Consider the following 14888-nt stretch of genomic DNA (forward strand, 5'->3'; position numbering starts at 1 on the left):
TTGTATTCGAAAACATCTTTTATTTTAATTGGAAAATTGCTGATAAATTTGCATCCTTCTTTTTGTCATGATCTAAGTAAAAATGATCAACCAATCGATAATAGCCTGGCTTTAATTTAATATTTAGGCTGTCCAAACTGATTGTCTTTTTAACTGTTTTTCCTTTTGGTAAAATGATGCCTATTGAAGTAAAAGCAGTATTCTGTTTAAAAGATATCTTTCTCCAAGAACCATTTTTAAACTGCTCGATTTCATAAGGATTACCAAATAGGAGATCCTCACCTTTATTTATGATATTGTATGATATTTTATTTGTTTTTACATCGTATGAAGCTTTTTCAAATTTTATTTTAACGTCCATTTTTCCCTCTTTAAATAAGCTAGGCATATCATTATATTTTGATTTCCCAAAAGCTTGAGGATCTTTTTCGTAGTCAGTATGTTCCTCCTTACTACATGCAGATATGCAAATTACAATACTTAGTAACAGAAACATTCCCTTTTTCATAAGCTTTATTCCTTTCAAGATTGAATCAATTTACATTATTATATTTTATTTATCTGAAAATTACAAAAAATACTTTAGAAAATTTTAAAAATACCAATTTTAGTAGAATTGTTTAATTAAAAGAGAATTTTAGTTAAAATATGAAAAGAAAAGTAAGGTAAATTTTACTATCAATTTTCTTTCCTGAAATACTAAAATCTTCCAAAAACCAGTTGATTTTTTCTGTTATTAGAGGGATAATTGTAGCATTATTTAACAGAAAATTAACATAATTGGGAGACGTTAAGAATGAAAATCGCAAAATTTGGTGGTTCATCATTAGCCACTTGGGAGCAAATTGAAAAAGTTTTTCAGATTGTGGTTTCAGATAAAGAACGTAAAATTATTGTGGTTTCTGCTCCGGGTAAAAGATATCCAGAGGATGTAAAAATAACTGATCTCTTAATTACTTGTGGACGAAAATCAATCAATGGTGAAGATTATTCTATGGAATACAGTCAGATCATCGGAAGATATTCTGAAATTGCAAATGGCTTGTGTTTATCATCTAACTTAATTGATGAGATTTCATTCAATATAGAAGGTGCACTGTCTAGTTCAAAGGAAAATCATGCTAGATTTATGGATGCTGTTATGGCTTGTGGTGAAGATAGTTGTGCTAGGTTAGTAGCAAATTATTTTCAAAAAAAAGAAATTGAAGCAGAATATGTTAATCCAAAAGATGCAGGATTATTTGTAACAAATGAACCTGGCCATGCACAAGTTTTACCTAAAAGTTATCCTCTTTTACATGATTTACGTGAAAAAGCAGGTATTGTTATTTTTCCTGGTTTCTTCGGATATTCAGAAGATGGAGATATTGTGACTTTTTCAAGAAGTGGTTCTGATATTACTGGATCCGTTATTGCAAATGGCGTTAAAGCCAGCTTGTATGAAAATTTCACTGATGTTGATGCTGTATATTCAGTTAATCCTTCCATCATTCAAGAGCCAAAAGAGATTAAAGAATTAACGTATCGTGAAATGAGGGAGCTATCATACGCTGGATTTAATGTATTTCATGATGAGGCACTGATTCCTGCATTTCAAGCTGGTATTCCAGTTAATATTAAAAATACGAATAATCCGGTTGCTCCAGGGACTGTAATTGTAAAAGAAAGAAAATTAACAAATGGTCCATTGGTTGGAGTAGCCAGTGATAATGGATTTTGTAGTATTTATATAAGCAAGTATTTAATGAATAGGGAAGTTGGATTTGGTCGGAAAATCTTACAAATCTTAGAAGATTTTCAAATATCTTATGAACACCAGCCAAGTGGAATTGATGATATTTCAATTATTATCAGGCAAAATCAATTAACTTCTACAATCGAAAACGAAATTATCAACCGCATACAAGATGAACTTCAAGTTGATCATGTGGTCATTGAAAGAGATCTTGCTTTAATCATGTTAGTTGGTGAGGGAATGCGTCATAATGTAGGGACTACAGCTCGAGCCAGTAAAGCCCTTGCAAATGCGAGAATCAATATAGAAATGATTAATCAAGGATCATCTGAAGTTAGTATGATGTTTGGTGTAAAAGCAAGTGACGAGAAAAAAGCAGTACAGGTAATTTATGAAGAATTCTTTCCAAATGTGTCATCTAAGTAAAATATTTAAATATAGATGAAGAGTATAACATCAGCAGAAATTCCATGTTTTAATGGAATGCATAAGGAGCTTATGAAAATGACAGAAAAAGAAATTCAATTACTGCAGAGTATTGAACAAAATGGTCGATTAAGTAATGACGTATTAGCAAAGATGATTCAAGTGTCAGAGGAAGAAGTCGTTGAGATTCTTAAAAAGTTTGAAAACGACCGAGTAATTTTACAGTATATTACTCTGATAGACTGGGGTAAAGTTCCTGTTCAAGAAAGCATTACGGCAATGATCGATGTAAAAGTAGCTCCAAAAAGAGGGGTAGGCTTTGATGAAATTGCTGAAAAAATATATTTATATCCTGAAGTAAAATCAGTTTATTTAATGTCAGGTACATATGACTTGTCAGTTGTTGTTGAAGGAAAAACAATGACTTCAATTGCTTCATTTGTATCTCAAAAACTATCAACCTTAGAATCAATTTTATCCACTACAACGCACTTTATCCTAAAACGATATAAACATGACAGTATTGTATATGGACACAAACAAAATGATAAGCGTATGGTGATCACGCCATGAGTAAATTTACATTATCGAATATAGTCACAACACTTCAACCTTCTGGGATTCGTAAATTTTTTGATTTAGCAGCTAGTATGGATAATGTCATTTCATTAGGAGTAGGGGAACCTGATTTTGTCACGCCTTGGAATGTACGTGAGGCAAGTATCTATTCGTTAGAAACAGGGCATACAGCTTATACTTCAAATGCTGGTTTATTTGAATTGCGTGATGAGGTAAGTCGCTATTTTTCTAAGAAATTTGATGTGCATTATAATCCAAATGAAGAGTTAATCATCACTGTTGGTGCAAGCCAAGGGATTGATATTGCGTTACGAACGATTTTAAATCCAGGTGATGAAGTGATCGTTATTGATCCTTGTTTCGTTTCGTATGCACCACTAGTTTCATTAGCAGGTGGTGTACCTGTTCATTTAGCAACAACAGGAGAAGAAGAATTTAAAATCAATCTTCAAGCTTTAAAGAAAAAAATAACATCAAAGACAAAAGCAATTTTACTATGTAATCCTAATAATCCTACTGGTACATTACTTGAAAAGGAATTACTTGAAGATTTAGCTGTATTTGTTAAAAAACATAATTTGATTGTCATTTCTGATGAAATTTATGCAGAACTTGTTTACGATGGCGAATACACTAGTTTTGCTAAAATAGATGGTATGAGAGAACATACAATTTTAATATCTGGTTTCTCTAAAACGTTTGCAATGACTGGCTGGCGTTTAGGAATTGTTGCGGCACCTTCAGATATAATTTCTCATATGTTAAAGGTCCATCAATATGCAATTATGTGTGCACCTACTATGTCACAACATGCTGCGGTTGAAGCACTTCGTAATGGTGAACATGATGTAGAAGCAATGAGAAGAAGTTATATGCAACGAAGAAATTTTCTTGTATCATCGCTTCAAGAACTTGGTTTATCATGCCATTTGCCTGGAGGAGCATTTTATGTTTTCCCATCAATACAAAATACAGGATTAACGTCTGAAGAATTTGCAGAGCAATTACTCTTAAAAGAAAGAGTTGCGGTTGTCCCGGGAAATGTTTTTGGGGATTGTGGAGAAGGATTTATCCGTTGTTCGTATGCTACATCATTAGAACAGTTAATTGAAGCAACAAAAAGAATTGGGCGTTTTTTACAAACTGTCCCGACGTTTCAACCAGTTAATTTAACGAAAATTGAAAGTAAATAGTATCATGCTAAAAAAGCTCTTGTGTTCCATATGGAATAGACAAGAGCTTTTTTTATATATGGAAGAAAGGATGATTTGATTTAGTTTCGAGTAATCTTTCTTGAAAAATAGAAGCAATCAAATAATCATATCCTAGCGTTTCACATAGAATCCAATTATGCCTATGTGTTTTTGGTAGACTGCTAATTTTCTCTTCCAGTTCATTCATCAATGTACCCGAAAAGAATAAATAAGGTACAACGATGATCGGACAATTTTTTTCAGTTAGTAGCCGTGCCCAAACGTCATGGATAGAAGGCTTCGATACTGCCATATAGGTAGGGATTACTGTTCTTTTTATTTTGATTTCAAGTAATTTAGCAATGTTTAAAAAATCATTTTGTGTAAGTATGTCGCTGCTCCCACGGCCAACTAATAAAATTTTAGAATCAGGTTTTACATGTTTCGTTTTTTCATAAATGCGTTTCTCCACCAATTCAATCATATTTTGATGAACACCGATTGGATTGCCAATCGAGATGTCAACTGTAGGAAATCGTTTTTGAAAAGTGGCGATATCTTCCGGAATATCAATTTTTGCATGATTGGCTGATAAAAGTAGAACAGGGAGGACTGTGATTGAAGTTGCTCCCCGTTGAATACAATTATGTAATCCCTCATGTATAGAGGGTTCTACTAATTCTATAAAACTAATTTCTTGTATTGGACAATCAATTTGTTTTTGCACTTTTTTTACAAAGTTTATGGCAGAATGGACAGCAGATTGTACGCGGCTACCGTGACAAATATATAAAATAGCTTCCATTCTATCACTCCTTATATATATGATGTACTAAATACTAAATAGTAGAGTAACTCTTTTGATTTGATTGTACAATTGAATCCTGTTTTGATTCGAACCATTTTAGTTGATGATGTAAATTTACAACTTCTCCTACAACAATCATACTAGGGTTACTTATTTTTTCCTTTTCAACAACTGAAAGTATGTCTTTTAAAGTGCATGTCACAGTTTTCTGTTGTTCTGTCGTACCATAGTGGATGATAGCAACCGGGGTATCCTGATGTTTTCCATTTGATATAAGCTGATGACGAATATATGGTAAATTGCTAACACCCATATAAATCGCAAGCGTGTCAATTCCATTTGCTAAAGCTTCCCATTTAACAGTATCATCTTCCTTACAATGCCCTGTTACAAATGCAAAAGAGCTACTGTAATCTCGATGTGTCACTGGAATCCCTGCATAAGCGGGTGCTGCTATACCAGAAGTAATGCCTGGAACGATTTCGAATGGAACTCCACGTTCAACGAGATAAGCGGCTTCTTCGCCACCACGCCCAAAAATAAAAGGATCTCCACCTTTTAAACGTACGACAGTTTTGCCTTTTTTAGCATACTTTACTAAAAATGCGTTAATTGTTTCTTGTTTTAATGCATGGTAGTTTGGCAGTTTACCTGCGTAGATACATTCTACTGATTCTTTTGCATATTCTAGCAGTTCTTTATTCACTAATCGGTCATATAAAATGACATCAGCGGTTTGAATGCATTTTAGACCTTTTACAGTAATTAGATCAACATCACCTGGTCCAGCGCCAACTAAATAAACTTTTCCAACCATTCCATACACCTCATCATCATCGTTTACTTAATACTTCAATATCTAAGACGAAACCACCACTCTGACTTACTCTCTTTTTTTCATACATTAGTAAATCTTTAACGATTGGTTTTTTTACATAAAATTTCTCAAGCTCTGTATCAACGAGCTTAAACGCTTTTTCATCATCATTCGCTAGAATAACAACAGGGACAGTACGATTTTCTATTTGCGCCTCAAATCGATATAAAAACATAGGCCACCGACTTTCTTTATGATGCTTTCACTGTTTCAAGAATAGTAGTTAAATGATTTTGTAGTTCTTCAATACCAACTCTAGCTACATAATCTAAGTAAGGTTCAGAAGGTAACTTATGCTCTTGAAAGTGCTGTAAGAACTTTTCTAAAACAAGATGAAGGGAAGGGGATTCCACTTTTCCTTTTAATTTTTCGTTTAATTTTCCACCATTTGCTAAAGTTCCACCTACATAGATCTCAAATGCTTCAACTAATTCTTTTTTGTCGTTTCGAGCTTTAATACCTTGTAACCCAATATCAGCGATTGCTCTTTGCCCACATGAGTTCGGGCAACCTACCATATGAATTCGAACGGGCACATCAAGTGAAACTTTTTCATCTAAGTAAGAAGCAGTATCTTTCATACGAGCTTTTGTTTCAACTAATGCTAGGTTGCAATATTCATTTCCTGTACACGCTACAGAATAACCAATAAACTTTGGCGGAATCGGAGTGAATTTTTTTAGCAAAGGTTCTTCTAGTAATTCATTAATATTTGCAGTTGGGATATTTGGCAAAATTAAATTTTGTGAATTACAGTTTCTGATTTCTCCATTTCCGTATTTTTTTACAATTCTAGCTAACTCCAAAACTTCCTCAGAGTGTAATCTTCCAACTGGAATACTTAAACCGACGTAGTTTAATCCTTCTTGCTTTTGTGGATGGACACCATAAAAATAACCAGCATTCCAGGACTCATCAAAACCGGTTCCTTTTGTTAGTAATTGACCAGTATATTCTTCTAGTATATCTTTAAACTTTTCTACTCCCCAATCTGCTACTAAAAACTTTAATCGGGAGTGATGACGCTTTTCGCGGTAACCAAAATCTCTAAAGATCGTAGTAACTGCAATCGCAACTTCTTTTACTTGATGAGGTAAAACAAATACATCAAGAGTTTGAGCTAAATGAGGTGCAGCAGATAATCCGCCGCCAACCTTTAAATGGAATCCAGATGTTTTCACACCATCGATTTCTTTAGTTGCAGGAACAAAAGAGATACAGTTAATTTCAGCGTTAGAAGCATTACTTGTATTTGTACTAATTGACATTTTATATTTTCTTGGAAGATTCGAAAAATCTTCGTTAAATTGGAAGAATTCATATATTTCTTTTACAATTGGTGTTGTATCGAATAATTCATTCGGATCAATACCAGCCAATGGATTACCAACAATATTACGTGTAATATCTCCACAAGCACCTGCACTTGATAGATTAACCTTTTCCAGACGGGATAAAATATCTGGAATTTGTTCAATTGTTAACCAGTGAAACTGAATCGCTTGACGGGTTGTAATATCATAAACATCACGACCATAATCACGAGCAATTTCAGCTAATACGACTAGTTGATCATGCGTTAATATCCCAGATGGAACATTGACACGCATCATAAAGTAACCAGCTTCTTTTGGTTTTTGTAGGTAACATCCTGCCCACTTAAATAAATCCCATTGATCTTTTGGAATTGATTCAAAACCATTCTTAGCATAATAAGGAATGTCATCATAAATTTTTAATCCGTCTTTTACTAGCTTCTTTTTTTCAGTTTCGTTTAACTTTGGGTTGTCTTTCCATAGTTTTTCAGTACTCATTAACACATCTCCTTATTTGATAAAATTTTGAACTTTTAAATAGTGAAGTACTGTTTCAACACATTGTTCGATTGTAAGTGAGTCTGTATTTAAAGTGATTTCCGGACGTTTTGGTGCCTCGTAAGGGGAGCTTATACCAGTGAAGTTTTGAATTTCACCATTCTTGGCTTTTTTATACAGCCCCTTTGGATCTCTGTTTTCACAAGTTTCTACTGAGCACTCAACATAAACTTCAATAAACTCGTCTTGTTCAACAGTCGTTCGAACTAGATTGCGATCCGATTGGAATGGGGAGATAAAGGCAGTCAGAACAATTTGGCCATTATCGACAAACAACTTAGCTACTTCTCCAATGCGACGGATATTTTCAGTGCGATCATGATCTGTAAAACCAAGATCATAATTTAGTCCGTGGCGTATATTATCACCATCTAATACATATTGCTGTACGTTTTGATGAAACAAAGCTTTTGCGATTTCATTGGCAATCGTAGACTTTCCAGATGCTGATAAACCGGTAAACCATAGGATACAGCTATGATGATTATTTTTTTGACGGCGATCTTGTTTTGTGATACTTGCTTGATGCCAAACAATATTTTTAGACATGTCGTTATTCTCCTATTCAACTGAAATGGATGCTGCTTCACGTATTCCTTCAATTAAAACTTCAACTACTTCTTTTCGGCTAAAGGCAGTAGGAGGAATTTCACCGTTTTTTAACATTTCTCGTACTTTCGTTCCAGAAAGGGTAATATGATGCTCGCTACTATGAGGACAAGTTTTTGTTGAACCCATATTTTCACATTTTGAACAGTAAAAACTGTTTTCAAAAAATAGGAGATTGATCCCTAAATCCTCCTCTGAAAAACGTTGGAAGATTTTTTGGGCATCATAAGTTCCGTAATAATTTCCAACACCTGCATGATCACGTCCTACAATAAAATGAGTGCAACCATAATTTTTTCTGACGATTGCGTGGAAAATTGCCTCACGTGGTCCAGCGTAGCGCATAGCTGCAGGGAAAACTGCTAAGAAAACACGATTAGCTGGATAATAGTTTTCTAGTAAAACCTTATAGCTTTTCATTCTCACATCTGCAGGAATGTCATCTGCTTTTGTTTCTCCAACTAATGGATTCAAAAAAAGTCCATCAACGATTTCTAATGCGCTCTTTTGAATATATTCATGTGCTCTATGAACAGGATTTCGAGTTTGGAAGCCAACAATCTTTTGCCAGTTTAACGATGCAAATTTTTCCCTAGTTTCAATAGGTGTTAAATAATGTTCGGAGAAATCGTTTCTATTCAAGTGTTTAGTAACGGTAACTTCGCCTCCGATATAAACATCACCGCGAGAATACAATTTAGCTACACCAGGATGCTCATGATCAGTCGTTCCGTAAACGAATTGTGCTTCGACTAATTTATTAGGCGTATAAATATCTTCAATTTTAATGATTCCATATATTTCATTTTCCCAAATGAGCTTTGCTACATCTCCTATTTGAAGATGTTTTGCAGAAGACTTCGAAATAGGAAGTGTAATAGGGATACTCCATACAGACCCATTTTTTAATCTCATTGAACTAACAACTTGTTCATAGTCATCTTTTCTTAGAAAACCAGTTAAAGGGCTATATGCTCCATTTCCAATTAACTCTAAGTCACTAATTCCGATGAGATCTAAAGGAATCTCATGTGAAATTTCATTTGTTAAAACCGTTGAATCGAATCGATTAATTAATGTTCCGCCATGTGCAGGTAAACTCATATTCTAGACACTCCTTAAACTTTTCTAATGTGATAGTTTCATATATTACTGTCAAAAATTTATTACAAGCAGAGAAAGAATGAATTAGTCGTGTAAGCCACATTCAGTTTTAGTTGAACCTGACCAACGTCCGGAACGTCCATCAGACGAATTAGAAGCAGGTATTGTACAAACCTCACAACCAATGCTTGGATAACCTATATCATGAAGTGGATTGAAAGGAAGGTTTTGATAATAAACATATCTCCAAACTTCTTTCCAAGGCCAATGGATTAATGGGCACACCTTTATAGACTGAAACTTATTGTCAAGATTGAGAAAGTTCGTTTTTTGACGAGATGCTGATTGCTCTCTACGTAGACCTGAGATCCAAGCAGGAGCATCCTTTAATGCTTCTTGTAATGGAATAATTTTTCGAATTTGACAGCACTGATTTGGTTCTCGTTTCCATAGTTCATTACCATGTATCTCAGCTTGTTCCTCAAGTGTTAAGCTAGGAAGTTTTTTTTCTATCTGTAGTAACGGATACTTAGCTTGGACCCGGTCGATACATTCGTAGGTTTCTTTAAAATGTAAACCTGTCTCCAAAAATACAATTTTTGCGTCAGGTTTTACTTTTGAGATTAAATCAATTAATAATATTCCCTCCACGCCAAAGCTACAGGCGTAGATCAATTCATCTCCATAAGTAGAATATGCCCACTGGAGTACATCAAGGGCTCCCTTTGTATCATTATCAATAGAAAAGTTTGGTAGTTGTTCCTCGTTCCAATTTTCAAATCTCATTTGTTTTCCTCCATTGAATTAAAGAAAATAAAATAGAGAGCAAAATACGCTGTCATCTTTTTTTGAAATGAACAATATAAATACTTTCTATATGAAAATGTATAAAAACATTTTTTTTGAAATAGAAAAAGACAGCTTAAATCTATGTTGTAAAGATTACATAGATTTAAGCTGCCTCTAGTTTTTCTAGTCAGCAGGAGCCTCATTTACTTTAATCGTATTTTCTCTTGTTTTTCTACTTGAATAATTTTTCCATCTTGAACGACTAAAGTAATCGTTCCAAATTTTAAACCATTTAGTAACGATTCCACGACCTCGATTAACGGTTTTAAGTCGTTGGTTTGGCTCATGAGCATCATCCTCTGAATTTAATTACAACTAAGTTTATCAGAATTGTATGAATTGTCAATTTCAAAAATTCCATTTTTTGAATAAAATTTGAAACTTCAAATAAAGGGGAGGAAATACCCAAAATGTAAGCGTTTCATTGAGGGTTTTTATTTAAAAGAACAAAAATATGAATAATAAATGGAATGAAAACATTTCTATAATAAGATCGATTGTTTTCCTTTTACAATATGCCACGAAATCTTTTCGTCATTAAATTGGAAACAAATAATCATCAATATTCATAATAGAGAAAATGAATTTTTATTTCGTTCTTTCGGAAAGGTTATGAATATACAATTGTTGAAAGAAGATAATAATTAGTAGGTAATTTAATAAAATTTAAGGGGGTTCGTCTTGACTATCCTTCATAACGAGCCATTGATTTCTGCTGTAATAGCATGGTTTATTGCTCAGTTTTCAAAAGTCATCATTCATTTAGTGAAACATAAGGATTTTGATTTATCAAAGTTTTTTGCATCAGGTGGTATGCCAAGTTCTCATTCTTCAACTGTTACTGGTTTAGCTTTAAGTGTAGGAATTACGATGGGTTTTGAAAGCGTTGATTTCGCGATGGCAGCAATTTTTGCTACGATTATTATGTACGATGCTTCAGGTGTGCGTCTTGCAGTTAGTAAGCACGCGAAAATCCTGAATGACTTTTTTCACGGCAGAATAAAAAATTATAAGGCTCTAAACGAATTGGTCGGACATACTTCATATGAAGTTGTGGTTGGGGCATTAATCGGAATCATAGTTGCCATCATTGTGACCTGATCAAACTTGCGCTCAAGTATAAATCAAGTGATTTATTCTTGAGCGTATTTTCATAATTTAAAAAATTAAATGTAAATAATATGAGTTATATGAATAGTTTTGATAAGATAATGTTAGGATTTGTATGTAAGGAGTGGAAGCATGAAAAGTATTGTAAGCGAACATAGTGCTTGGAAGAAAGTCGGGCGAGGGATTTATCATTTCCGATTTCTATTAATAAGTTTAATAGCTGTTATATCTATCTTCCTTAGTATTTATGCGAAGCAATTACCTGGCATTTTAGAAGGTGATGGATTTCGAACACCTGGTGATTATGAAAAAGCTAAAAATATTTTAGAACAGGATTTTGAACAATCTCCTGACTCTCTTATTATTCTACTTGAAAGAAAAAAGGGTGCTACGGCTAAAGAGTTTCAGGACGAAATTGAGAGAATTGTTAAAGTGATTGAAAAAGAAAAAAATATTAAGCAATTCATGAATCCAGTGGTTGATCCTACGATGAAAAAAGAGAATATTGCTTATTTATCGCTGCTATTTGATGAAAAAGATTATGATAAATTAGTTGAACGGAATAATCATTTTGCCAAAAAAATTGAATCATACACCAACGAAACTGTGAAGGTTGGTACAACTGGATTTACGATTATTAGTGATGTGATGAATAAAACGAGTCAAGAAGATTTGAAAAAAGCGGAAATGATTGGTGTTCCGATAGCATTTATTGTTTTATTCTTTGCGTTTGGTAGTCTTGTTGCTTCTGCAATCCCTATTTTAATAGGTTTAATTAGTATTTTTACGACTTTTGGTATTTTAGCATATATCGGAAAGTATGTTGATTTATCTATATTTGTCTTAAATGTAGCACCGATGATCGGATTGGCTTTATCGATTGATTTTGCTCTGTTATTTGTCAGTCGATACAAAACTGAGCTTTCAGAGCACAATGCTTCAGTTAAAGAAGCAATCAGCATAACTTTTGCAACTGCGGGAAGAGCAATAATCTTTTCGGGTATTTGCGTGTTTATTGGTCTATCTGCACTGTATTTCATTAATATTGATTTATTTAGAAGTGTTGCAATTAGTGGTGCTGTAGTCGTTTTAGTTAGTTTATTTTTATCATTAACCTTATTACCTGCAGTACTTTCTGCTCTAGGTAGAAATATCAATAAAGGTACATTAAAGTGGATTGCGAATCGTAGTCAAGATCAGCAACAAGCGATTTGGAGAAGATTTGCACAGTTTGTAATGAAGAGACCAATCATAATGGCACTTACTTCATTAATCATTTTAGGGATATTTGTCATTCCAATTCGAGATGTCCATTTAAACATCCCTACGATTGATGCACTTCCAAAACATGAATCCTCTAGAATCAATTATGAAAAGTATCAAAAGGAATTTCTTCCTGATGCATTAAACCACGGGACAGTTGTCGTCGTATTAGATTCGGATAAACAGATTTTAACGAATGATAATTTGACATCATTAGAAAAGGTTCAAAAGGAATTTGAAAATGATCCTCAAGTTTTAAGAGTAAGAAGTGTGTTCAACGCAGTTAATATGAATGCTTCTCAACTTTTACCGGCATTAAAATCACCTAATGCTACAAAGCTTCAGCCAGCTGTCCATGCTTATATCCAAAATGATAAAACCTTCATACAAGTTTTTCTAAACTCCGGACCGAAGTCTGAAAAAGGGAAGCAATGGGTAAGAGATATTGAAAAGAAATACAAAGGTGAAATTGAAGGATTTCAAATGACGAATGGTGGGCAGGTTAAGTTTGAACAAGAGTTATTTGATGAAATTACTGATAATATTCGTTATGGATTAATTGTCATCATGGTGAGTACTTTTATTATTTTAATGATCGCATTTAGGTCGATTATTATTCCGATTAAAGCGATTATCATGAATGTCCTTTCATTAAGTGCAACATTTGGAATTATTACGTGGTTATTCCAAGGTGGGAACTTTGGTTTACCGCAATCTGATATTATGTTGATTTTACCAGTATTCGTCTTCGGCTTAGTATTTGGCCTGAGTATGGATTATGAAGTGTTCTTGATGTCTAGGATGCAAGAGCTATATGAAGAAACGGGCGATAATACTTATTCGACTAGAGAAGGTTTAGTGTCAACAAGTCGAATTATCACATCTGCTGCTTCAATCATGATTGTTATTACAGGAGCATTTGCATTTACAGATATGGTTCCGGTTAAACAAATGGGGATCGGAATCGCCATTGCAATATTTTTAGATGCTACAATCGTTCGGTTAGTACTCGTCCCGAGCTTAATGCAATTATTTGGAAAGTGGAATTGGTGGTTCCCATTTGCGAAAAATAAAGTTGAAGAACCAAAAGAAAAAGTAGGATAAAACAATCAAGAAACTGCTAAACAAAGAAAGGTTTAGCAGTTTTTTTATTTAAGTAATTATTAGTGTAAAATAAATTAGAGCATAAATGATAGAAGGATTAGTAAAAGAGCCTAATGGTTTGGTAAAATGATACTAGCAAATAGAAGGGAGAAACTACATGTTTAAAAAATCAATGAAAGCAGTTCTGATTTGCTGCTTTGTCTTATTATTTACTATTTTAACTGCTTGTGGAAATGATGATCAAAAATCTTCACAAGTTGAAAAACCAAAGAAACCAGCAAAATTACCAGTCGCAACTATTACAATAAAGGACTACGGAGTAATTGAAGCGGAGCTTTATCCACATATCGCACCAAATACCGTTTATAATTTTATCTCGCTTTCAAATAAAGGATTTTATGACGGATTAAAGATACATAGAATTGTGAAAGACTTTGTTATTCAAGGTGGAGATCCAGAAGGTACTGGAGCAGGCGGACCTGGTTATACAATTAATGGAGAGTTTTCTTCTAATGGATTTGAAAATAACTTATTACATACTGCAGGCGTATTATCAATGGCGCGAACGGATGATCCCAATAGTGCTGGTAGCCAATTTTTTATCATGACGAATGATTCTTCGCAGCTTGATGGCGCATATGCTTCATTTGGTAAAGTGACTAAAGGAATGGATATCGTTAAGAAAGTTGAAGTCAGTGAAACGACACCTGAAGAGCAACCAAAAACGCCGATCATCATTGAATCTATTAAAGTAGATACAATGGGTGTTAAGTATCCTAAGCCTAAAACGAATAAAGAGTAAGTTGAAATGAAAATGGAATCCCTCAGTGAAGATATGAGGGATTTTTTCTAAACATTTTTAAATGAATAAAACTACTACTTAATTAGTAGTAGTTCGTTATAATTTATTTAAATAAATTATAAGCCTTTTTTTATTTTACCAGACCAAACCTTAAATCCACCTTTTAATTGGAACAGGTTTGTTACGCCTTGTTTACGTAAAATACGTGCAGCTTGTCCAGGACGAACACCCATTTGATCATACAGATAAACTGGTTGATCTTTACGAATTTCCTTTGAACGCATTTTTAATTGAGCAAAAGGAATATTACGTGCACCTAAAATATGTCCGTTTTTAAAATCCTCTTGATCTCGTAAGTCAATTAATTGAGCTTTACGAATACCAGAGCGGAATTCTTCCTCGTTTAATGTTTTAATTAAGCGTTTTTGGTAGAAATACATGACTGTTGTGTATACAATGATACCTAGGACAATCCAAATTAACAATAACCAACTATTCAATTTATTCAACACCTTTCAATTACCTACATATCTTATTATAATTCTCTAATAAGAT

Annotated in this window: 16 protein-coding genes; 6 read left to right on the forward strand and 10 right to left on the reverse strand. The window is 33.7% G+C overall.

Annotated features, from left to right (window positions below; translation table 11 throughout):
- Nucleotides 1-19 precede the first annotated feature (19 nt).
- Nucleotides 20-508 (reverse strand): immunoglobulin-like domain-containing protein, encoded by a 489-nt coding sequence (locus ACX6U0_RS10520; protein WP_464959891.1) that lies wholly within the window; start codon nt 506-508, stop codon nt 20-22.
- 288 nt (nt 509-796) lie between these two features.
- On the opposite strand from ACX6U0_RS10520, the gene ACX6U0_RS10525 reads away from it, so the two are divergent.
- From ACX6U0_RS10525 to ACX6U0_RS10535, 3 genes are all read left to right on the forward strand, one after another.
- On the forward strand, nt 797-2161 hold the full coding sequence (locus ACX6U0_RS10525) for an aspartate kinase (protein WP_464959892.1): 1365 nt from the start codon (nt 797-799) through the stop codon (nt 2159-2161).
- A 72-nt stretch (nt 2162-2233) separates the two neighbouring features.
- Nucleotides 2234-2734, forward strand: a complete 501-nt coding sequence (locus tag ACX6U0_RS10530) for an Lrp/AsnC family transcriptional regulator (RefSeq protein ID WP_464959893.1) — start codon at nt 2234-2236, stop codon at nt 2732-2734.
- Nucleotides 2731-3933, forward strand: coding sequence for an aminotransferase (locus tag ACX6U0_RS10535; protein ID WP_464959894.1), 1203 nt, complete (start codon nt 2731-2733; stop codon nt 3931-3933). The genes ACX6U0_RS10530 and ACX6U0_RS10535 overlap by 4 nt, the downstream gene beginning before the upstream one ends.
- Before the next feature lie 52 nt (nt 3934-3985).
- On the opposite strand, the gene ACX6U0_RS10540 is transcribed toward ACX6U0_RS10535, so the two are convergent.
- From ACX6U0_RS10540 to ACX6U0_RS10575, 8 genes are all read right to left on the reverse strand, one after another.
- The gene (locus tag ACX6U0_RS10540; RefSeq protein ID WP_464959895.1) at nt 3986-4738 is read right to left on the reverse strand and encodes a sirohydrochlorin chelatase; all 753 of its coding nucleotides are present in this window, start codon (nt 4736-4738) and stop codon (nt 3986-3988) included.
- A 34-nt stretch (nt 4739-4772) separates the two neighbouring features.
- A complete protein-coding gene (cobA, locus tag ACX6U0_RS10545) occupies nt 4773-5558 on the reverse strand; it encodes a uroporphyrinogen-III C-methyltransferase (protein ID WP_464959896.1) in 786 nt (261 codons plus the stop codon).
- 16 nt (nt 5559-5574) lie between these two features.
- Nucleotides 5575-5793 carry a DUF3906 family protein gene (locus ACX6U0_RS10550; protein WP_464959897.1) on the reverse strand — a complete coding sequence of 73 codons (219 nt, stop codon included), beginning with the start codon at nt 5791-5793 and terminating at the stop codon, nt 5575-5577.
- A 16-nt stretch (nt 5794-5809) separates the two neighbouring features.
- Complete coding sequence (locus tag ACX6U0_RS10555) at nt 5810-7432, reverse strand: nitrite/sulfite reductase (protein WP_464959898.1); 1623 nt, start codon at nt 7430-7432, stop codon at nt 5810-5812.
- A 12-nt stretch (nt 7433-7444) separates the two neighbouring features.
- Nucleotides 7445-8041: an adenylyl-sulfate kinase gene (gene cysC, locus ACX6U0_RS10560; protein WP_464959899.1), complete on the reverse strand. Its 597-nt coding sequence runs from the start codon at nt 8039-8041 to the stop codon at nt 7445-7447.
- A 12-nt stretch (nt 8042-8053) separates the two neighbouring features.
- Nucleotides 8054-9205, reverse strand: a complete 1152-nt coding sequence (gene sat, locus ACX6U0_RS10565; RefSeq protein ID WP_464959900.1) for a sulfate adenylyltransferase — start codon at nt 9203-9205, stop codon at nt 8054-8056.
- 84 nt (nt 9206-9289) lie between these two features.
- Nucleotides 9290-9991: a phosphoadenylyl-sulfate reductase gene (locus tag ACX6U0_RS10570; RefSeq protein WP_464959901.1), complete on the reverse strand. Its 702-nt coding sequence runs from the start codon at nt 9989-9991 to the stop codon at nt 9290-9292.
- Nucleotides 9992-10197: 206 nt separating this feature from the next.
- On the reverse strand, nt 10198-10341 hold the full coding sequence (locus ACX6U0_RS10575; protein WP_235821382.1) for a YezD family protein: 144 nt from the start codon (nt 10339-10341) through the stop codon (nt 10198-10200).
- A 394-nt stretch (nt 10342-10735) separates the two neighbouring features.
- On the opposite strand from ACX6U0_RS10575, the gene ACX6U0_RS10580 reads away from it, so the two are divergent.
- The 3 genes from ACX6U0_RS10580 to ACX6U0_RS10590 all read left to right on the forward strand — a co-directional run bounded on the left by ACX6U0_RS10580 (nt 10736) and on the right by ACX6U0_RS10590 (nt 14333).
- Nucleotides 10736-11155 carry a divergent PAP2 family protein gene (locus tag ACX6U0_RS10580; RefSeq protein WP_464959902.1) on the forward strand — a complete coding sequence of 140 codons (420 nt, stop codon included), beginning with the start codon at nt 10736-10738 and terminating at the stop codon, nt 11153-11155.
- Nucleotides 11156-11296: 141 nt separating this feature from the next.
- A complete protein-coding gene (locus ACX6U0_RS10585) occupies nt 11297-13531 on the forward strand; it encodes an MMPL family transporter (RefSeq protein ID WP_464959903.1) in 2235 nt (744 codons plus the stop codon).
- Nucleotides 13532-13688: 157 nt separating this feature from the next.
- Nucleotides 13689-14333: a peptidylprolyl isomerase gene (locus ACX6U0_RS10590; protein ID WP_464959904.1), complete on the forward strand. Its 645-nt coding sequence runs from the start codon at nt 13689-13691 to the stop codon at nt 14331-14333.
- A 116-nt stretch (nt 14334-14449) separates the two neighbouring features.
- Here the strand turns inward: ACX6U0_RS10590 and ACX6U0_RS10595 are convergent, their stop codons facing one another.
- Nucleotides 14450-14773, reverse strand: a complete 324-nt coding sequence (locus ACX6U0_RS10595) for a rhodanese-like domain-containing protein (protein WP_464959972.1) — start codon at nt 14771-14773, stop codon at nt 14450-14452.
- Nucleotides 14774-14888: the final 115 nt, after the last annotated feature.

This window comes from Gottfriedia sp. ABJ_BB2_2 (genome assembly GCF_055484705.1).